Source organism: Pseudomonas sp. B21-010 (assembly GCF_024749325.1).
Classification (GTDB): Bacteria; Pseudomonadota; Gammaproteobacteria; order Pseudomonadales; family Pseudomonadaceae; genus Aquipseudomonas; species Aquipseudomonas kilonensis.
In genome coordinates, this window is sequence record NZ_CP087198.1 from 581,613 (window position 1) to 602,925 (window position 21,313).

The following is a 21,313-nucleotide window of genomic DNA, read 5'->3' on the forward strand; positions in this document are numbered from 1 at the left end:
ATTTGGCGATAAAATCGATCAGGTGCAACTTATTCGAACGAAACTGGTTGCACCTTATTTGATTTGTTGAATAGCATTCGCGGCCAAGGTGCAACCGGTTCAAAAGCCGAGGGGCATCGGCTGATGGCTTTCCTGGGGAAACATCAGTCATAAATTCGCGGGACTGTAAATCGTCGCTACAACGTCTGTGTTGTCGACGCTTTAAACTGCCACCGCTACATAAAAACAAAGCCAGGGCGTAACTCATGAGTGTTAGTAATCCCACCTTGATCACTTTCGTGATCTATATCGCAGCCATGGTCCTGATCGGTCTGATGGCTTACCGCTCCACCAATAACCTTTCCGATTACATCCTGGGCGGTCGTAGCCTGGGCAGCGTCGTGACGGCACTGTCTGCCGGCGCTTCCGACATGAGCGGCTGGTTGTTGATGGGTTTGCCTGGTGCGATCTACATGTCCGGCCTGTCGGAAAGCTGGATCGCCATCGGCCTGATCGCCGGTGCCTACCTGAACTGGTTGTTCGTGGCCGGTCGCCTGCGGGTACAGACCGAGCACAACGGTGACGCACTGACGCTGCCGGACTACTTCTCCAGCCGTTTCGAAGACAAGAGCGGTGTGCTGCGGATCATCTCTGCGGTGGTGATCCTGGTGTTCTTCACCATCTATTGCGCTTCCGGCATCGTTGCCGGCGCCCGTCTGTTCGAAAGCACCTTCGGCATGTCCTACGAGACGGCGCTATGGGCCGGTGCTGCGGCGACCATCGCCTACACCTTCGTCGGTGGTTTCCTGGCCGTGAGCTGGACCGACACCGTACAAGCCACCCTGATGATCTTTGCGCTGATCCTCACGCCGATCATCGTGCTGCTGGCTACCGGTGGTGTGGACACCACGTTCCTGGCTATCGAAGCAAAAGATCCTACGTCGTTCGACATGCTGAAAAACACCACCTTCATCGGCATCATCTCGCTGATGGGCTGGGGCCTGGGCTACTTCGGCCAACCGCACATCCTGGCGCGCTTCATGGCGGCGGATTCGGTCAAGTCGATCGCCAAGGCTCGTCGCATTTCCATGACTTGGATGATCCTCTGCCTGGGCGGCACCGTGGCCGTGGGCTTCTTCGGTATCGCTTACTTCTCGGCGCACCCTGACGTGGCCGGTCCCGTGACCGAGAACCCTGAGCGGGTGTTCATCGAGCTGGCGAAAATACTGTTCAACCCATGGGTTGCCGGTGTGTTGCTGTCGGCCATCCTGGCGGCGGTGATGAGTACCCTGAGCTGCCAGTTGCTGGTGTGCTCCAGTGCCCTGACCGAAGACTTCTACAAAACCTTCCTGCGCAAGGGCGCTTCCCAGCTGGAACTGGTCTGGGTCGGCCGCGCCATGGTGCTGCTGGTGGCCTTGGTCGCCATCGCCCTGGCCGCCAACCCGGAAAACCGTGTACTGGGCCTGGTGAGCTACGCCTGGGCCGGTTTTGGTGCCGCCTTCGGCCCGGTTGTCCTGATCTCCGTGATCTGGAAGAACATGACCCGCAATGGCGCGCTCGCCGGCATCCTGGTGGGTGCGATCACCGTGATCGTCTGGAAGCATTTCGCGTTGCTGGGGCTGTACGAAATCATCCCAGGCTTCATCTTCGCCAGCCTGGCTATCTACCTGGTCAGCAAGGCGGGCTCGCCTACCGCCGGTATGCTGCAGCGCTTCGACGCGGCGGAAAAAGATTTTCGCCTGAACCAGTAAGGCCTTCGGCGGGGCCTTGATGGCTCGCAGGACGACTTGCATAAAAACGGCCCGTCTCCAATGGAGGCGGGCCGTTTTTTCATGGGGCTCAGTCCGGATTGGCGTCAGGTTGGTTGAGAAAGATCAACACCCCCAAAATCGCCATATAGAACCTGAACGCAGCGTCCTGGCCATTCCAGATTTCTGATTGCCACATCAGGAACCACTCGCCACCGACCACCATGAAACCAAAGAACCAGACGAAGAAACCCACCGTCAGGCCGGCAACGGCCCAGCGCTTGGCACGGGCGAAAACCGCGGCCTCGGCTTGGCGTGCCAGCCACAGTTCCAGTGCGCCGTAGCCCAGCAACCCTGCCGTCATCGCTTCGCCGAGAATAATCAGCCAATAGGCCCCGTGCCACATCCACGGTTGATCGATGGCCCGATACCGGGCGGCGTTGTCGGGAAAGGTGGTATCCATACTCAGTACGTGATGGACGAAATTGAAGTTGGAGCTGTAGTCCGTGATGTTATTGAACACCGTCAGGAAGGCGAATGCGGCGAGCGCCAGGGTCATTGCGATCTTTGCGTAACGTGTCGTCATGCCGTGCATCCTTTGCTTTTTTTGCGACCAGCACACGTTATCACGGCTGTTACGGCGCCGAGATCCGCCGTGTTGCAGGAAACGGCTGATTCATTCGTGGGATGGTTGCGGTTGGCCGCGATGCCACGAATGTCTATCGGAAAATGCATCACGTCTTGCCGCTTTTAGCTCATTGGCTGTAAGGCAAATCTGTTTTTCCTGACCTCCAATCCACTCCCCCTATCGCTCGTGCAGAATCGCCCGCCTCCACTCAGCAGAGGCACATTGGATGTTCCCGCCTGCCAACCAACCACGTTTCACGCTGACGCTCGACAGCGGGCCGAATGAACTCAAGGTGCTTGAGTTCAAGGGCAAGGAAGCCATCAGCCAGCCCTATCGCTTTGACCTGGAACTGGTCAGCGAGCGGTCTGACCTGGCGCTGGAAGAGCTCCTGCATCGCCAGGCATTTCTGGGGTTCGATGATTGGGACCGTGGCATACACGGTCAGGTCTATAGCGTGGCCCAGGGGGATTCGGGCAAACGCCTGACCCGTTATCAGATCAGCCTGGTGCCCCGCCTGGCCTACTTGCGCCATCGCATCAACCAGCGAGTTTTCCAGCACCTGAACGTGCCCGATATCGTTGCCCGGGTGTTGAAGGATCACGGGATCCTGGCGGATGCCTGCCAGTTCACGCTGGGCGGGCAATACCCCGAGCGCGAGTATTGTGTGCAGTATGGCGAAAGCGACCTGGCCTTCATCGAGCGGATCTGCGCCGAAGTCGGCATCCATTATCACTTCAGGCACCGCCCTGACGGTCATCTGCTGGTATTCGGTGACGACCAGACGGTGTTTCACCGCCTGCCTGAGTCGACGCTATACCTGCCGGACAGCGGCATGGCCGCCGACGAGCCGGCCATCAAGCGCCTGGCAGTGCGGCTCCAGACCCGTACCACTGCCGTGACGTTGCGCGACTACGACTTCCGCAGGCCCGGTTTGTTACTGCAAACCCAACTCGACAATCGACAGCGCCCTGTGCTCGAGGACTATCACTATCCCGGTGGTTTCTGCGCCCGTGACGACGGCAAGCATCTGACCCGACGCGCCCTTGAGCGCCACGGCGCCGACCACTGCGTGGCAGAAGGCGGCAGCAATGAAAGCGCCCTGGTCAGCGGACATTTCATGCGCATCAAGGAGCATCCCCGGGAACCGTGGAATGATCTCTGGCTCCTGACGCAGATCGACCATCATGGCCGTCAACCGCAGGTGCTGGAAGAAACAGCCGCTGGCCCGGATGAATTCCAGGGCTACAAAAATACCTTTCTTGCCACGCCATGGGACGTGTTCTTTCGGCCACCTTTGCATCACGAAAAGCCCCGTGCCCATGGTTATCAGTCGGCGGTGGTGACCGGGCCGGTGGACAGCGAGATCCATTGCGATGAGTTCGGACGGGTCAAGGTGCAACTGGTCTGGGATCGCGACGGACAATGCGACGAGCATTCCAGCTGCTGGCTGCGCGTGGCCTCCGGTTGGGCTCACGATCGCTATGGCGCAGTGATGATCCCCCGGGTCGGGATGGAAGTCCTGGTGGGGTTCATCGATGGCGACGTGGACAAGCCGTTGGTCGTCGGGTGTCTGCCCAACGGCGCCAACCCGGTGCCGCTGGACCTGCCTGCGGACAAGACCCGCAGCGTGTGGCGCAGCCAGAGCAGCCCCGGCGGGGCAGGCTACAACGAATTGCGCATCGAGGATCGCAAGGGCGCCGAGGAGATCTACCTGCGGGCCCAGCGCAACTGGACCCAGCATGTGCTGCATGACCAGCGGGTGCAGGTCGATCACGAGCGCAGCATCGTTGTCGCCGGTGCGGCACGGCACGAGCTCAAGGCCGATGAGCAGCGCCTTACCCACGGTCAACGCCGGACAGAAGTGCGGCAGGACGATCATCTGCTGGTGAGCGGCGAGCGGCATATTCGTGTCACCAGCCAGGTCCTGAATGCCAGCCAGCAGTTTCATGTCAGCGCCGGCCAGCAGGTAGTCTTGGACGGGGGCGCGAGCGTGACCCTTCAGGCCGGCGGCCATTGGATCAACATCGGTGCCGGGGGGATTTCCAGCAGCGTACCCCTCGAGGTCGGTGGGGCGCCGATGGCGGTCATGAGCGCGGCATCCGGCTCTCCAGGCAGCGCCGAGAAGCTGGTCGCTGCGGCGGCGCCCGCGCTTTCCCTTGCGCAGACTCTCAGTTTCCAAGGTTCGGCGCCGTTCTGCGAGGAGTGCGAGCGTTGCAGGAGTGGCGCTTGTGCAGTGCCGCCGGTCGTTCACAAATCTATCGATGTCCGGGGGCGTCCATGAACAGCGATCAATCTCCCCGCGCCTGGCTTGAGGACCACCCCTTGCAGGCCTCCGAGCAACTTTTCGCCATTTTCAGCAATGCCAGTAGCGCCGGGGTGTTGTCGGCCTGGAGGCGCTCGATGAACTCGGTCGCCAGCCCGATCTGGGCCGACACGCCGTACGCCGAGTGGGAAGCGGTCATGCCCTATGTAGGGCTGGTCAGCGCAGACAGTGGGTTTGTTGATTGGATAGCCGCCACCGACTCCCTCGATTGGGGTTGGCTGGCGGTTTCGTGCGTGAGCCAGGAAATCCTTGTCGAACACCTGCGCGGGCTCACGCAGGTGCTGTTGCCCGGTGGCAAGCCGGTCTTCCTGCGTTTTTGGGATGGGCGCTTCATGCGGCCGATCCTGCAATCGACGGCGGTGGAGGCCGGGCAAGTCTTGCCGGTCATCAAGCGCTGTCTGATCAATGGGCAATCCCTTGAGGTCGTGGGAAATGCCCAGCGGCCGGCCCAGGCTTTTCCCTGGTGGCAAGTGCCCGTCGCACTGTTGGACGCAATGACCGAGGGCCCGACGGACTGTCTGCTGGACAACGTGCTCACTTGGCTGGGTGAAGAGCATCCGCATGTGTTCGAGCGGGTCGACGGCAGCGTCCTGCGCTGCAAGATTGCCCACTTTCTTGAGCGATCGGAGCCGACTGAGGCGCAAAAGGCGCCATTGCAGGCGTATTTGCTGCGAGAGCTGGTCTGATGGTGGCCTGTCCGCCGGGCTGCGAACCCCTGACGTCCGACGCGCTTCGAGGTAAACTCGTCGCCCTTCGCAGGAGCCGCCATGAATTATCGCCACGCCTTCCACGCCGGCAATCACGCCGATGTATTCAAACACCTGACCTTGACCCGCCTCATTGCCTTGATGTCGCGCAAGGAGCAGCCCTTCGCCTACCTCGATACCCACGCGGGCATCGGGTTGTACGACTTGCAGGGTGACCAGGCCAACCGTACCGGTGAGTACCTGGAAGGCATTGCGCGGTTGTGGGGCGAGAGCGATCTGCCGCCGCTGACCGCCGATTACATGAAGGTGCTGCACGAGATGAACCCGGACGGGCAGTTGCGCTACTACCCGGGCTCGCCGGAGTTGGCGCGGCGCCTGACCCGTTCGCAGGACCGTGTGCTGCTCAATGAGAAACACCCTGAAGACGGCGTGTTGCTCAAGGACAACATGAAAGGCGACCGTCGCGTGGCGGTCCACCTGGGTGAGGGTTGGCATGTGCCGCGGGCGCTGCTGCCGGTGGCAGAGAAGCGTGCCCTGATGCTGATCGATCCGCCCTTCGAACAGCTGGACGAGATGCAGCGCTGCGCCGCCTCCCTCAAGGAAGCCATTGGCCGGATGCGCCAGACGGTGGCCGCGATCTGGTACCCGGTTAAGGACCAGCGGATGTTGCGCCGCTTCTACCAGGACCTGGCCGGCACGGGCGCGCCGAAGCTGTTGCGGGTGGAGCTGCTGGTGCATCCACTGGCGACGCCCAACAGCCTGAACGGCTCCGGCCTGGCGATTGCCAATCCGCCGTGGGGGCTGGAGGAAGAGTTGCGTGAACTGCTGCCGTGGCTGTCGAAAAAGCTGGGGCAGACCCAGGGTGGGTGGCAGATGGATTGGTTGATCGCTGAAAGCTGAGTTTTGCTGGCGTCTGGAAGGGCGCTATCGCGAGCAAGCTCGCTCCCACATGGGATGTGAGGTGTTCACAGAACTGCAATTGACACAAATCCCTGTGGGAGCTGAGCTTGCTCGCGATGACGGTGGTTCAGCTGCATCGACGCTGAATGTGCCGCCGCGTCGCGGGCAAGCCTTGCTCCCACAAGCTCAGCTTCCACACTGGGTCTGGGGTTTAAAAGTCAGATCGGGCAGGTCACGCCCGTACCGCCAATCCCGCAATAGCCTTCAGGATTTTTCGCCAGGTACTGCTGGTGGTAAGCCTCGGCGAAGTAGACCGTCGGTGCTTCTTCGATTTCGGTCGTGATGGTGCCTTTGCCTGCCTTGGTCAACTCGGCCTGGAATACTTGCTCGCTGTGTTTGGCCGCCGCCAGTTGAGCCGGGTTGGTGGCATAGATCACCGAGCGGTACTGGGTGCCGATGTCATTCCCCTGGCGCATGCCCTGGGTCGGGTTGTGCAGTTCCCAGAACATTTTCAGAAGCTGCTCGTAGCTGACTTTGGCCGGCTCATAGACCACCAGTACCACTTCACTGTGGCCGGTCAGACCCGAACAGACTTCTTCATACGTCGGGTTCGGCGTGAAGCCGCCGGCGTAACCCACCGCTGTACTGACCACGCCTTCGCGCTGCCAGAACTTGCGCTCCGCGCCCCAGAAGCAGCCGAGGCCGAAGATCGCGAAATCCACGTCCATGGCAAACGGGCCGAGCAGGGGCGCGTCGTGGACGAAGTGTTTTTCCGGCACGGTCATCGGCGTTTCACGGCCAGGCAGGGCTTGTTCTTGAGTAGGGAGCACGTTTTTGTTCACCAGGATTTCCGAGCGCAAGACCATTTATCAGTCCTCTCAGTCAGATTGAGTTGAGCGAAATAGACCGTCAGTGTGCCTCAGAAAAGCCGCCGCAAGCTATACGCAGCTGTCAGACCAGAGGCCCGCGCGGGTAGCGCTTGAGCTTTTCGACCAGCTCGGCGCCGGGGATTGGCCGGTCGAACAGGTAGCCCTGGCCGACGTCGCAGCGGTGGCGCCGCAGAAACGCCAGTTGCTGGGCGGTTTCGATGCCTTCGGCCACGACCTTGAGTTTCAGGTTGTGGGCCATGGCGATCACCGCCGAGGTGATTTCCATGTCGTCCTGGTTGTCCGGGATTTCGTGGATGAAGCTGCGATCGATCTTGATGATGTCGATCGGGAATTTCTTCAGGTAGCTCAAGGACGAATAACCGGTGCCGAAGTCGTCCATGGCCAGGGTCAGCCCCAGGCGCTTGAGCTGGTCGAGCTGCAAGTGGGTGTCTTCGGTGGCTTCCAGCAACAGGCCTTCGGTCAGCTCCAGTTCCAGCAGCCGGGCCGGCAGTTGTTCCTCCTTGAGGATGCTGGCGATGGAGGCGACCAGGTCCGGGTCGGAAAACTGCTTGGGTGACAGATTGATCGCCACTTGCAGGTTACCCAGGCCGGCTGCGGTCAGCTGTTTGCTCATGCGGCAAGCCTGGCGGGCGATCCATTTGCCGATGGGAATGATCAGGCCGGTTTCTTCGGCCACGCTGATGAACTGGTCCGGGCGGATCATGCCCTTTTCCGGATGGTTCCAGCGCAGCAGCGCTTCCATGCCCAGCAGGCGGCCGCTGCGCAGGCACAACTTGGGCTGGTAGAACACGTCCAGTTCGTTCTGGGTCAAGGCGCGACGCAGGTTGTTTTCCACGAACAGCTTGTAGCTGGCCTCGGCATTCAGTGTTTCGGTGAACACCTGGACCTGGTGCTTGCCGTTGGCCTTGGCCTTGTGCAGGGCGAGGCCGGCGTTGCGCATCAGGGTCTGTGGATCGCGGCCGTGCAGCGGCGCGCAGGCCAGGCCCACGGAGCCGGTCACGCTGATCAACTGGTTATCGACGAACATGGGTTTGTCGAGGGTCATCAGCAACTGGCTGGCGATCTGTTGCCCGGCCTCCAGGCTCGTGTCGTCCAGCAGGACCGCGAATTCGTTACTGGCAAATCGCGCCAGGCTGCCGCTGGGGCTCAAGCTGTTGCGCAGGCGCCGGGCCAGGCTGATCAGCAGTTTGTCACCGGTCTGGTGGCCGAGGCTGTCGTTGATGCGCTTGAAGTTGTCGATGTCCACCAGCAGCAGGCTGATGGGCGAATCACTGTCCCGGGCGAAGCGTTCATCGAGGTTGCGAATGAACGCCGGACGGTTGCCCAGGTTAGTCAGGTTGTCGGTGTACGCCAGGCGCTCGATGCGCTGCTGGGCCAGCTTGGTCTGGGTGATGTCTTCGTAGATGCCGATGTAATGGGTCAGCTCACGGTTGTCGCCGTAGACCTTGGAAATCGACAACTGGCCCCAGTAGGGCTCCAGGTTCTTGCGCCGACTCTTGAACTCACCCTGCCAACTGTTGCTCTGGGCCAGCGCCGAGGGTGCGTCGAACAGCAGTTCGCTGAGGTTCTCCAGGGCCGGCAGTTCCGAGAGGCGTTGGCCGTGGACTTCTTCGGTGGTGTACTGGGTGATCGCGGTGAAGCTCGGGTTGACGTACTCCACCACGCCGTCGCAATTGACCAGCAGGAACGCGTTGGCGCTCTGCTCCACGGCGCGCTGGAACAAGTGCAGGGCGCTGGTGGCGATGCGTCGATTATGGTTGTTGATGACCTGGGCGAACTGGTCCGCGAGCTCGCCGGCAAAGGCGATTTCATCCGACTGCCAGGCGCGGGTGGCGCCTACTTGCTCCAGGCACAGCACGCCCACCACCTGGCCGTCGATACGCACGCTGGCGTCGAGAATGGCATTGACGTCACGGGCGCGCAGGCTCTCGGCCATTTCCCGGGTGCGCGGGTCGCGTATCGCATTGTGGGCGTCAATGGCGCGGCTGGTCTGCAGCGCTTCCATGTAGTCGGGAAAGTCGTTGGCGTCGATCACCGCCGGCAGGAAATAATCCTGGGACGCGCGGTTGTAGGCGGAAATCGGAACCAGTTTGCCATCGTCCAGATTCCAGAGGCTGGCGCAGTCGATCTGGTAGATGTCGCAGGCGCTGCGGGTGATCAGTTCGGCGGCTTCGAGCAGGGAGTTGTTGGCGCTGTAGCGTTGACGGGTCAGCAGCAGGATCAAGTCCTGTTGGGCGCGTACCCGGTCCAGGTGCTGGAGTTGCTCTTGCTGGGCGCGCTGGTTCAGTTCCAGGGCGATCTGCAGGCGTGAATTCTGGGTTTCCAGGTCCAGGGCCGGCACGGAGGGTTCGCCTTGCAGCAAATCGTCCACCGCCAGCAGGTAACCGCGCAGCAGATGACGATTGTGTTGCTTATAGGCCTCACCCGTCTCCAGCACGTTCATCGGACCCTTGGCGGTGTGGAGCGTGTAGCGAATCTGGTAATGCGTGGCCTGGGCCAATTGTTGCTGGATGGCGTCGTGCAACTGATAGCGTGCTTCGGGCTCCATCAAGCTGGCGTAAGGCGCACTGACCAGCGAGCACAGCTCTACCGCCGGCAGGCCGAAGTATCGCTCGCAGTTGGGATCGAGGAACAACAGCGCCCAGCTTGCTTCATTCAGCCGTTCGAAACGCAGCATACCGAGCCGCGAGGGCACCGGTAACTGCGTCACTACCTCGGCCGCCATACGGCTGGCGGCATCGGGTTGGCTTTTCATGGGGAAACTCGCTTCGAAAATGCTGATCGCGCCGGGCTGACGCCCTCGTTATTACGGATTGGCGCAAGGTTGCATCATTGCGGCACTGGCTGACAAGAGAGATGAAGGCCAAGTGCTATAAACCCTTTATCGGCCGACAAGAGGATTTCTCCAGTCGCCGACCGATCAGAGGGCAAGGAAGATCATTGCAGTGGGATATCGACCGCCTGCAAGGGGTTGCCGTCCCGGTCGTGGAAGGTGACTTGAAGGCTCTGGGCCGTGACATGCAGGCAGGCGAAGTTGTCCTGGCTCACCACTTTGCTGGTCAGTTCATAGTGGTACTGACCGCTTTTGGTGCGGGCCATGGGGCTGTGGAAAATAAAATCCGAGACTTTCGCAAAAGGCAGCAATTTACTGTTGTAGAACGGTGAGGAAACGACGGTATTGACCTCGAAATCAGGATCCGCGCTGTGACGCAGGCGGCTGGTCATGGAGCCGTGGACATCGCCCGAGACGAAAATCACGTTTTTGATCCGATGGCGGCGTATGGTTTCCAGAAGGCGCAGGCGTTGTTCCGGGAAGGCCTGCCAGGCATCGCCGTCATCGTGCCTGCTGTCAGGGAAGAACATGACGCTGGTCACGACGAGTTTGACCCGGGCGGGGCTGTCGATGAGCCATTGGAGCAGGGACTGTTCCTGTTCCTCGTCGAGGATGCGCCGGTCATTCGCCGACAGGTTGCGTTGCGTCCGGCTGTCGGTGACGAACCATTGGATATCGCCGTGGGTGAAGGTGTACCAGTAGCGGGTTAACGACTTGTGTAATGTTCCGTCGCTCGACAGTTCATGGGCGGGCCCGTGGCTGGCCTGATAAAGCCCATAAGCGCCCATGGCATTGGCGTATAGAACGTCGTCGTTGACGGTTTTCCTGGCGGGCCAGTTGTCTTCGATCTCATGGTCGTCAAGGATCATGTAGGTAGGGGTGCCAGACATCAGTTTGCGGATATGCGGCTGGCTAAATACCGATCGGTATCTGAAAAGGATGTTCTGATAGGTTCGGTCCGGTCCGATGACATTCAGGTCATCCAGATAAACCTGATCGCCGGTCATCAATACCGCGCTGATCGGTGGGGCGGCCTGCGCCACGATGCGGTTGATACCGGCAAAGGTGCGGTCCCCAAGCCCCGGTAGCAACGGGGTGCCGGCGGCGATTCGCAAGTAGCGACAAGAGCCCACGATGTAAGCGCGTGGCGCATCGGTTTTGCTGGCCGGCGTGCGTAGGCAGTAGGTGTTCCTGGGCCATTGCAGCGGCAGTTCCTGGACGGTTTCCACGGTATGGGTCGGGCTCAGGGGGCTGAACCAGCCGGCCTGGTACTCGTAGGCGGTATCGGGTTGAAGGCCTTTCAGCACGATGACATCGGACATGTCGCGGTAGGCCTTCAATTGGACAAAATGCCCTTTCGACCAGCGTGTATCGCCTTGGCGCCGGTGGCGAATACCGGCGAATACCCGGTTGTTGCCGCGATCGCCCCGCAGGAATATCCGGGCGTGGTCCGTTGTCGTGTGGCCGACAATGGGGCCAACGGTAGGTTTGAACATATTCGAATCCATTCGAAGTTTCAGTAGTGAGGGCAAGCATCAAGTTGCCATGAGGCTCTGATGCTAAAGCTCGATGCGGGATAAATATTGATCGAGGAGAGGGCGCAAGTTGTGGGTAATGACTAACAGGGGGCGTAGTCATTTCAAACTTGCGGGGTAGGAAAGTTGCCGCGCCGCCTGACCTTCCGTCATCGCGAGCAAGCTCGCTCCCACAAAGGACTTGTGCTGCTCCTGTGGGAGCGAGCTTGCTCGCGATGAGGCCGGCACATCCAGCATCCAGGCTGGAATTCCAGGCAAAAAAAGCCCCGCCAAACGGGCGGGGTTGAGGTACGAGCGTGGCGCTCGGAAAACAGTGCTCCGAATGGCCCTCCGCAAGGGAGGGCCGCCCGGTGTTACAGCAGGATGGTGCGGATGTCGCCCAACAGGTCGCTCAGACGCTTGGTGAAGCGTGCAGCGGCGGCGCCGTTGATCACACGGTGATCGTAGGACAGCGACAGTGGCAGCATCAGCTTCGGCTGGAAGGCTTTACCGTCCCAGACAGGCTGGATGGTGGCCTTGGAAACACCCAGGATCGCCACTTCCGGCGCGTTGACGATCGGCGTGAAGCCGGTGCCGCCAATGTGGCCGAGACTGGAAATGGTGAAGCAGGCGCCTTGCATGTCGTCGGCGGTGAGCTTCTTGTTCCGGGCTTTTTCGGCCAGGGCAGCGGCTTCGGCAGCCAGTTGCAGCAGGCTCTTCTGGTCGACGTTGCGGATGACCGGTACCAGCAGGCCTTCCGGGGTGTCGACGGCAAAGCCGATGTGCACGTATTTCTTGCGGATCACAGCCTTGCCGCTTGGGGCCAGGGAGGCGTTGAAGTCCGGCAGTTCCTTGAGCAGGTGCGCACAGGCCTTGAGCAGCAGAGGCAGTACGGTCAGCTTCACGCCGGCCTTTTCCGCCACGGCTTTCTGCGCGACGCGGAAGGCTTCCAGCTCGGTGATATCAGCCTGGTCGAACTGAGTCACGTGCGGGATGTTCAGCCAGCTGCGGTGCAGGCTCGACGCGCCGATCTGCATCAGGCGAGTCATGGCCACTTCTTCGGTTTCGCCGAAGCGGCTGAAGTCCACCGCCGGAATCGGCGGGATACCCGCGCCGCCGGTGGCGCCTTCGGCCGGTGCGTTCTTGGCCTTCTGCATCATGGCCTTGACGTAGGCTTGCACGTCTTCTTTCAGCACACGACCGTGAGGGCCGCTTGGGCCGACGGCGGACAGCTCGACACCGAATTCACGAGCCAGCTGACGCACCGCAGGGCCGGCGTGCACCTTGGCACCGCTTGGCGCAGGCGCGGCGGCAACCGGAGCAGCCTCGGCCTTGGCGGCTGGCGCGGCAGCCGGAGCCGGAGCCGGAGCGGCTTCAGCTTTGGCGGCAGGCGCAGCGGCTTGGGCTGGCGCGGCAGGTGCGGCGGCACCGGCTACTTTCAGCTTGAGGATGAAATCGCCTGTGCCCACTTCATCTTCCAGCTTGACCGCGATGCTTTCCACCACGCCGGCAGCCGGCGATGGGATTTCCATGCTGGCCTTGTCGGATTCCAGGGTGATCAGCGACTGGTCGGCTTCGACGGTGTCGCCCACCTTGACCAGCACTTCGATGATCTTGGCCTTGCCCGACGAGCCGATGTCCGGGACATGAATGTCCTGGACCGTGGCAGCGGCAGGCGCTGCAGCCGGAGCTGGAGCTGCCGCAGCAGCCGGTGCAGCGGCAGGTTTTTCAGCCGCCGCCGGTGCAGCAGTCGGAGCAGCCGCTTCAGGTGCCGCAGCGGCGCCTTCGACTTCCAGCTCCAGCAGTTCGTCGCCTTCTTTCAGGCGGTCGCCCAGCTTCACTTTCAGGCTCTTGATGACACCGGCCTTCGGCGCAGGCACTTCCATGCTGGCCTTGTCCGATTCAAGCGTCAGGATGCTCTGGTCGGCTTCGATACGGTCGCCGACCTTCACAAACAGTTCAATTACTTCACCTTCACCGCTGCCGATGTCAGGTACGCGAATGAGTTCGCTCACGAAAATTCTCCTCAGCAGTCCAGTGGGTTGCGTTTTTCTGGATCGATGCCGAACTTGACGATGGCCTCGGCCACCACCTTGGGTTCGATATCGCCACGGTCAGCCAGGGCTTCCAGGGCTGCCAACACAACGAACTTACGGTCGACTTCGAAGAAGTGACGCAGTTTCTTGCGGCTGTCGCTACGGCCGAAACCGTCGGTGCCCAGCACTTTGAATTCCTTGGAAGGAACCCACTGGCGGATCTGCTCGGCGAACAGCTTCATGTAGTCGGTAGAGGCGATGACCGGACCTTTGCGGCCGTTCAGGCATTCTTCGACGTAGCTCAGCTTTGGCTTCTGGCCAGGGTGCAGGCGGTTGCTGCGTTCTACGGCCAGGCCGTCGCGACGCAGTTCGTTGAAGCTGGTGACACTCCAGACGTCGGCACCGACGTTGAATTCTTCACGCAGGATCTTCGCTGCCTCACGCACTTCGCGCAGGATGGTGCCGGAGCCCATCAACTGGACGTGGTGCGCCGCTTCGCGGGTGTCTTCTTCGAGCAGGTACATGCCCTTGATGATGCCTTCCGGGGCGCCGGCCGGCATGGCTGGCTGCTGGTAGGACTCGTTCATCACGGTGATGTAGTAGAAGACGTCCTGTTGCTCTTCGGTCATCTTCTTCATGCCGTCCTGGATGATCACCGCCAGCTCGTAGCCGTAGGTTGGATCAAAGGTGCGGCAGTTCGGGATGGTGGCAGCCAGGATGTGGCTGTGACCGTCTTCGTGTTGCAGGCCTTCGCCGTTCAGTGTGGTCCGGCCAGCGGTGCCGCCGATCAGGAAGCCACGGGTGCGGCTGTCGCCAGCGGCCCAGGCCAGGTCACCGATACGCTGGAAGCCGAACATCGAGTAGAAGATGTAGAACGGCAGCATCGGCTGGTTGTGGCTGGAGTACGAAGTGCCGGCAGCGATGAAGGAGCTCATGGCACCTGCTTCGTTGATGCCTTCTTCGAGGATCTGGCCCTTCTTGTCTTCCTTGTAGAACATCACCTGGTCTTTATCGACTGGCTCGTAGAGCTGGCCGACGGAGGAGTAGATGCCCAACTGACGGAACATGCCTTCCATACCGAAGGTACGGGCTTCGTCCGGAATGATCGGGACGATGCGCGGGCCGATTTCCTTGTCCTTGACCAGTTGCGCGAGGATCCGCACGAAGGCCATGGTGGTGGAGATTTCACGGTCGCCCGAGCCGTCGAGGATAGCCTTGAGGGTATCCAGCGATGGGGTCGGCACGCTGAAGCTTTGCGCGCGGCGCTGCGGCACGAAACCGCCCAGTGCAGTGCGGCGCTCGCTCAGGTAGCGGGCTTCGGCGCTGTTTGGCTCTGGCTTGAAGAACGGCAGGTTCTCCAGCTCGTCGTCTTTGACCGGAATGTCGAAGCGATCACGGAACAACTTCAAGCTGTCGACATCGACTTTCTTGGTGTTGTGCGCAGTGTTCTTCGCTTCGCCGGCACCGGTGCCATAACCCTTGATGGTCTTGGCCAGGATGACGGTAGGTTGTTCTTTGTGGTTGACCGCTTCGTGGTACGCCGCGTAGACCTTGTACGGGTCGTGGCCGCCACGGTTGAGTTTCCAGATCTCGTCGTCGGACAGGTCTGCAACCATTGCCTTGAGTTCAGGCGTGTTGAAGAAGTGTTCACGCACGAACGCGCCGTCTTTGGCTTTGTAGTTCTGGTACTCGCCGTCGATGACTTCGTCCATGCGACGTTGCAGGATACCGTCGACGTCCTTGGCCAGCAGTGGGTCCCAGAAACGGCCCCAGATGACTTTGGTCACGTTCCACTGGGCACCGCGGAATACGCCTTCGAGCTCCTGGATGATCTTGCCGTTGCCGCGAACCGGGCCGTCGAGGCGCTGCAGGTTGCAGTTGATGACGAAGATCAGGTTGTCGAGCTTCTCGCGGCCGGCCAGGGAGATCGCACCGAGGGATTCCGGCTCGTCGCACTCGCCATCGCCCAGGAAGCACCAGACTTTCTGCTTGCCTTCCGGGATGAAGCCACGGGCTTCCAGGTACTTCATGAAACGTGCCTGGTAGATCGCCTGGATCGGGCCCAGGCCCATGGATACAGTCGGGAACTGCCAGAAGTCGGGCATCAGCCAAGGGTGCGGGTAGGACGACAGGCCCTGACCGTCCACTTCCTGGCGGAAGTTGTTCATCTGCTCTTCGGTGATGCGGCCTTCCATGAACGCACGGGCGTAGACGCCTGGGGAGGTGTGGCCCTGGAAGTAGATCAGGTCACCGCCATGTTCGTCGGTCGGGGCCTGGAAGAAGTAGTTGAAGCCGATGTCGTACAGGGTTGCGCTGGAGGCGAAGCTGGAGATGTGACCGCCCAGGTCAGAATCTTTCAGGTTCGTACGCATCACCATGGCCATCGCGTTCCAGCGTACCAACGAGCGAATGCGGCGTTCCATGAACAGGTCGCCAGGCATGCGTGCTTCGTGGGTGACGGGGATTGTGTTGCGGTACGGCGTGGTGATGGCGTAAGGCAGTTGCGAACCGCTGCGGGTTGCGAGTTCGCCCATACGGGTCATCAGATAATGAGCACGGTCTTCGCCTTCTTTGTCGAGAACCGATTCCAGGGCGTCCAGCCATTCCTGGGTTTCGACGGGATCGAGGTCTTGCATGGCTTGCTCCAGGGCGGAAAGGCTACCAGAATCGGTTGCCTGAGTTTGCGACTGGCCTTGTGGGCAGACGATATAAATTCTTGGATTGCCGAAGGTTGTTTCGGCGGCGTGTAGTTTTACTACAAATCGTCGGCCGTTTCAGCCTTTCGAATGTATAGACGAGTAGTAAAACTACACATGAGCGGCTTATGGCCCCTCGTTTCGTTGTGAGAATAATCGTTACTGTTGGTCTTTAGCCAACTCGAACAGGTAAAAACTTGATGCCGGCTGCCAATAAAATCAGATTTTCAGCTATTTATCATCTTTGTTCGACAGTCGATCAGGTAGTGTCTTTTGAAAAAACACTACATCCAGCCTCCCCCGCGCCGATCAAGGATAGACCATGAGCCTGCCCTCGCTTGCCCCAATACCGCAAACGGTACCGGCCATTCTCCAGTCATTGGTCAGTCGTGCCGAGCAGTCGTTCCGTGCGGTGGTCGCCTTGTTCGACGACGACCACGGGCTGTCGGCCTGGCCCCCGCAGCGTTGGGAGGCGTTCAATCGTATTGCCGCCGCCAGCGACTTTTTCATCGAGCAGAGTGTCCGCGACCCGGTGATGCTGCTGGAGCTGGTGCGCAGCGGCGAGCTGGACCGCAGTCTGGCGCCCGGTGAAATGTGCGCGCAGATCGGTGCCGCCGTGCAGGCCGCCGAGACTGAAGAAGAGCTGGGCCGCGTCCTGCGCCGCCAGCGCACCCGCCAGCAGGTACGGATCATCTGGCGCGACCTGACCCGCCAGGCCGACCTGGTCCAGACCTGCCGCGACCTCTCGGACATGGCCGACACCTGCATCGACCAGGCCTATCAATGGTTGTACCAGCGCCTCAGCCAGCAATTCGGCGTACCCACCGGACGACGCAGCGGCGAGCCGCAGCAGATGGTCATCCTGGGCATGGGCAAGCTGGGTGCCGTGGAGCTGAACCTGTCGTCGGACATCGACCTGATCTTCGCCTACCCCGAGGGTGGCGAAACCGTGGGCGTCAAGCGACCGCTGGATAACCAGGAATTTTTCATCCGTGTCGGCCAGCGCTTGATCAAGGCCCTGGATCCGATGACCGTCGACGGTTTTGTCTTCCGCGTTGACATGCGCCTGCGCCCCTACGGCTCGGCCGGGGCGCTGGTGCTGAGCTTCAATGCCCTGGAGCAGTATTACCAGGACCAGGGCCGCGACTGGGAACGCTACGCCATGATCAAGGCGCGCGTGGTGGCGGGCGACCAGGTGGCGGGCGCGCAATTGCTCGACATGCTGCGCCCGTTCGTCTATCGCCGTTACCTGGATTTTTCCGCCATCGAAGCGCTGCGCACCATGAAGCAGTTGATCCAGCAGGAGGTGCGGCGCAAGGGCATGGCCGACAACATCAAGCTGGGCTCGGGCGGCATTCGTGAGGTGGAGTTCATTGCCCAGGCGTTCCAACTGATCCACGGCGGTCGCGACCTGAGCTTGCAGCAGCGTCCGCTGCTCAAGGTGTTGGGGACCCTGGAAGGCCAGGGCTATCTGCCGGCCAAGGTGATCGACGAGCTGCGCCAAGGCTACGAATTCCTGCGTTATACCGAACATGCGATCCAGGCCATCGCCGACCGCCAGACCCAGATGTTGCCGGACAACCCGCAGGACCAGGCGCGCATTGCGTTCATGCTGGGTTTTGCCGACTGGTCGGCCTTTCACGAGCAATTGATGTACTGGCGCGGGCGTGTGGCCTGGCATTTCGGCCAGGTCATCGCCGACCCGGACGAAGAGGCGGGTGGCGAAAGCGAAGTGGTGGTGGGCGGCGAATGGTTGCCGTTGTGGGAAGACAGCCAGGATGAAGAGGCGGCGTGTCGTCAGTTGGAGGAGGGCGGCTTCGTCGACGCACCCAAAGCCCTCAAGGCCTTGGCCGCCCTGCGCGGCAGCCCGCAACTGCGCGCCATGCAGCGCCTGGGGCGCGAGCGTCTGGATGCCTTTATTCCACGCCTGCTGGCCCAGGCCGTGGAACATGCCGATCCGGACCTGGTGCTGGAGCGGGTGCTGCCCTTGGTCGAGGCCGTGGCCCGCCGTTCGGCCTACCTGGTGCTGTTGACGGAAAACCCCGGCGCCCTGCGTCGTTTGCTGACGTTGTGCGCAGCGAGCCCGTGGATTGCTGAACAAATCACCCGTTTCCCCTTGCTGCTCGATGAATTGCTCAATGAGGGCCGGCTGTTCAAGCCGCCCTTGGCGCCGGAGTTGGCGGCGGAGTTGCGTGAGCGCCTGACGCGCATCCCCGAGGATGACCTTGAGCAACAAATGGAGGCGCTGCGGCATTTCAAGCTGGCGCACCGCCTGCGGGTGGCCGCCTCGGAAATCTCCGGCAGCCTGCCGCTGATGAAAGTCAGCGATTACCTGACCTGGCTGGCCGAGGCGATTCTCGAACAAGTGCTGGCCCTGGCCTGGCGCCAGACGGCCGCCAAGCACGGCGTGCCATTGCGCACCGATGGCAGTCTGTGCGATCCGGGCTTCATTATTGTCGGTTATGGGAAAGTCGGCGGCCTGGAATTGGGGCATGGTTCCGACCTGGACCTGGTGTTCATCCACGATGGCGACCCGCACGCGGAAACCGACGGCCCGAAACCCATCGACGGTGCACAGTTCTTCACCCGGCTGGGCCAGCGGATCATTCACCTGCTGACTGCCCAGACCAACTCCGGGCAGCTGTATGAAGTGGATATGCGCCTGCGGCCATCCGGGGCGTCGGGGTTGCTGGTCAGTTCACTCGGGGCTTTTGCCCGTTACCAGGAGAACGAAGCCTGGACCTGGGAGCATCAGGCGTTGGTACGGGCGCGGGTGCTGGTGGGCAGCCAGGACGTGGGCCAGGCGTTCGAGAAGGTCCGCGTCCAGGTGTTGGGACGCAAGCGTGACTTGCCGACGCTGCGCCAGGAGGTCAGCGAGATGCGCGCCAAGATGCGCGACAACCTTGGCAGCAAGGCCACTGCCGCCGGGACCGCGCCGAATGCCTTCGAGGCCACGGCGCCCTTCGACCTCAAGCAGGATGCCGGAGGTATCGTCGATATTGAATTTATGGTGCAATACGCGGCCCTGGCGTGGTCCGAGGAACATCCGTCGCTGGTGCGCTACACCGATAACATCCGCATTCTGGACGGGTTGCAGGAGGTCGGGCTGATGCCGGCCGAAGATGCCACGCTGTTGCGCGAAGCCTACAAAGCCTACCGCTCCGCCGCTCACCGCCAGGCCTTGCAGAAAGATGCCGGGGTGATCGCAGGCGACCAGTTCGTGGATGAACGCCAGCAGGTACTGCGGATCTGGCGGGAGCTGGGCCTGAGCTGAAGATTTAAATGTGGGAGCGAGCTTGCTCGCGATGACGGAGTGTCAGGCGACATTGATGTTGGATGTGCCGGCCTCATCGCGAGCAAGCTCGCTCCCACAGTGGATTTGCGGTGTTGCACCGTGCTGAAGACATATGCAGACCCCTTGTGGGAGCGTGCTTGCTCGCGATAGCGGAGTGTCAGGCGACATTGATGTTGGATGTGCCGACCTCTTCGCGAGCAAGCTCGCTCCCACAGTGGATTTGTGGTGTTGCACCGTGCTGAAGATATATGCAGACCCCTTGTGGGAGCGAGCTTGCTCGCGATAGCGGAGTGTCAGGCGACATTGATGTTGGATGTGCCGGCCTCATCGCGAGCAAGCTCGCTCCCACAGTGGATTGGCGGTGCTGCACGGTAGTTGAAACCTATGCAGGACCCTTGTGGGAGCGAGCTTGCTCGCGATGGCGGAGTGTCAGGCAACATTGATGTTGGATGTGCCGACCTCTTCGCGAGCAAGCTCGCTCCCACAGTGAATTTGTGGTGTTGCACGGTACTTGAAACCTATGCAGAACCCCTGTGGGAGCGAGCTTGCTCGCGATGGCGGAGTGTCAGGCAACATTGATGTTGGATGTGCCGACCTCTTCGCGAGCAAGCCCGCTCCCACAGGAGATGGGTGGTGTGTTGTAGATTAGGGCAACAGGCAACGACCTAAGCCACAGTGATTCTCGAGGCGGGGAGGCGTAGGCCTCCCCGTATCGTTTTTGGAAAGCACATGAATATTCTGATCGTTGGGCCCAGCTGGGTCGGTGACATGGTGATGGCGCAGACACTGTTCCAGTGTCTGAAGCAGCGTCATCCGCAGTGCGAAATCGACGTCCTGGCCCCAGAGTGGAGCCGGCCGATCCTTGAGCGCATGCCAGAGGTACGCAAGGCCTTGAGCTTCCCGCTCGGCCACGGCGTGCTGGAGTTGGCGACCCGTCGGCGCATTGGCAAATCCCTGGCCGGTCAGTACGACCAGGCGATCCTGTTGCCCAATTCGTTGAAATCGGCACTGGTGCCGTTCTTCGCCGGCATCCCCAAGCGCACCGGCTGGCGTGGCGAGTTTCGCTACGGCCTGCTCAACGACGTGCGCACGCTGGACAAAGAGCGTTATCCGCTGATGATCGAGCGCTTCATGGCCCTGGCCTACGAGCCTGGGACCGAGTTGCCCAAGCCGTATCCACGACCGAGCCTGCAGATCGACCCGGTCACCCGCGAAGCGGCGCTGGCCAAGTTCGGCCTGAGCCTGGACCGTCCGGTATTGGCCCTGTGTCCGGGGGCCGAGTTCGGTGAGTCCAAGCGCTGGCCGGCCGAGCATTACGCCCAGGTTGCCGAGGCGAAGATTCGCGAAGGCTGGCAGGTCTGGCTGTTCGGCTCGAAAAAAGATCATCCGGTGGGTGAAGACATCCGCTCGCGGTTGATCCCGGGGCTTCGGGAAGAGTCGGTGAACCTCAGTGGCGACACCTCTCTGGCCGAGGCCATCGACCTGCTGTCCTGCGCCGATTCGGTGGTCTCCAACGACTCCGGCCTGATGCACGTGGCTGCGGCCCTGAACCGCCCATTGGTGGCGGTCTACGGTTCCACCTCGCCGGGCTTTACGCCACCGCTGGCCGACAAGGTCGAAGTCGTGCGCCTGGGTATCGAATGCAGTCCGTGCTTCGACCGCACCTGTCGCTTCGGTCATTACAATTGCCTGCGCCAGCTCATGCCGTCGTCGGTGAACGAGGCCCTGGAGCGTCTGCAGGGCACACCCGTGGAGGTTCGGTAA

12 protein-coding genes are annotated in these 21,313 nt (G+C 61.2%); 6 read left to right on the plus strand and 6 right to left on the minus strand.

Going from position 1 to position 21,313, the window contains the following annotated elements:
• Positions 1–245 precede the first annotated feature (245 nt).
• The gene (gene putP / locus LOY50_RS02555; protein WP_253471177.1) at positions 246–1,730 is read left to right on the plus strand and encodes a sodium/proline symporter PutP; all 1,485 of its coding nucleotides are present in this window, start codon (positions 246–248) and stop codon (positions 1,728–1,730) included.
• A gap of 88 nt (positions 1,731–1,818) precedes the next feature.
• Here the strand turns inward: putP and LOY50_RS02560 are convergent, their stop codons facing one another.
• Positions 1,819–2,313 carry a DUF2165 family protein gene (locus LOY50_RS02560; protein WP_043042997.1) on the minus strand — a complete coding sequence of 165 codons (495 nt, stop codon included), beginning with the start codon at positions 2,311–2,313 and terminating at the stop codon, positions 1,819–1,821.
• A gap of 268 nt (positions 2,314–2,581) precedes the next feature.
• Here LOY50_RS02560 and LOY50_RS02565 point away from each other — a divergent pair, with 268 nt between their 5' ends.
• The 3 genes from LOY50_RS02565 to LOY50_RS02575 all read left to right on the plus strand — a co-directional run bounded on the left by LOY50_RS02565 (position 2,582) and on the right by LOY50_RS02575 (position 6,285).
• Complete coding sequence (locus LOY50_RS02565) at positions 2,582–4,636, plus strand: type VI secretion system tip protein VgrG (RefSeq protein WP_258690246.1); 2,055 nt, start codon at positions 2,582–2,584, stop codon at positions 4,634–4,636.
• On the plus strand, positions 4,633–5,364 hold the full coding sequence (locus LOY50_RS02570) for a DUF4123 domain-containing protein (protein WP_253471181.1): 732 nt from the start codon (positions 4,633–4,635) through the stop codon (positions 5,362–5,364). Before LOY50_RS02565 ends, LOY50_RS02570 begins: the two co-directional genes overlap by 4 nt.
• Positions 5,365–5,445: 81 nt before the next feature.
• Positions 5,446–6,285, plus strand: a complete 840-nt coding sequence (locus tag LOY50_RS02575) for a 23S rRNA (adenine(2030)-N(6))-methyltransferase RlmJ (RefSeq protein ID WP_003197086.1) — start codon at positions 5,446–5,448, stop codon at positions 6,283–6,285.
• 218 nt (positions 6,286–6,503) lie between these two features.
• Here the strand turns inward: LOY50_RS02575 and msrA are convergent, their stop codons facing one another.
• From msrA to aceE, 5 genes are all read right to left on the minus strand, one after another.
• Positions 6,504–7,151, minus strand: coding sequence for a peptide-methionine (S)-S-oxide reductase MsrA (gene msrA / locus LOY50_RS02580; protein WP_214511502.1), 648 nt, complete (start codon positions 7,149–7,151; stop codon positions 6,504–6,506).
• An 85-nt stretch (positions 7,152–7,236) separates the two neighbouring features.
• Entirely contained in the window at positions 7,237–9,930 is a 2,694-nt protein-coding gene (locus LOY50_RS02585; RefSeq protein ID WP_258690247.1) for a bifunctional diguanylate cyclase/phosphodiesterase, read from the minus strand.
• Positions 9,931–10,112: 182 nt separating this feature from the next.
• Positions 10,113–11,504 carry an alkaline phosphatase D family protein gene (locus tag LOY50_RS02590; RefSeq protein WP_258690248.1) on the minus strand — a complete coding sequence of 464 codons (1,392 nt, stop codon included), beginning with the start codon at positions 11,502–11,504 and terminating at the stop codon, positions 10,113–10,115.
• 392 nt (positions 11,505–11,896) lie between these two features.
• Positions 11,897–13,537: a dihydrolipoyllysine-residue acetyltransferase gene (gene aceF, locus LOY50_RS02595; RefSeq protein ID WP_253471187.1), complete on the minus strand. Its 1,641-nt coding sequence runs from the start codon at positions 13,535–13,537 to the stop codon at positions 11,897–11,899.
• Between the two features lie 11 nt (positions 13,538–13,548).
• Positions 13,549–16,194, minus strand: coding sequence for a pyruvate dehydrogenase (acetyl-transferring), homodimeric type (gene aceE, locus LOY50_RS02600; protein WP_053177864.1), 2,646 nt, complete (start codon positions 16,192–16,194; stop codon positions 13,549–13,551).
• A gap of 382 nt (positions 16,195–16,576) precedes the next feature.
• On the opposite strand from aceE, the gene glnE reads away from it, so the two are divergent.
• Complete coding sequence (glnE, locus tag LOY50_RS02605; RefSeq protein WP_258690249.1) at positions 16,577–19,528, plus strand: bifunctional [glutamate--ammonia ligase]-adenylyl-L-tyrosine phosphorylase/[glutamate--ammonia-ligase] adenylyltransferase; 2,952 nt, start codon at positions 16,577–16,579, stop codon at positions 19,526–19,528.
• A 750-nt stretch (positions 19,529–20,278) separates the two neighbouring features.
• Positions 20,279–21,313: a lipopolysaccharide heptosyltransferase II gene (gene waaF / locus LOY50_RS02610; RefSeq protein WP_003197099.1), complete on the plus strand. Its 1,035-nt coding sequence runs from the start codon at positions 20,279–20,281 to the stop codon at positions 21,311–21,313.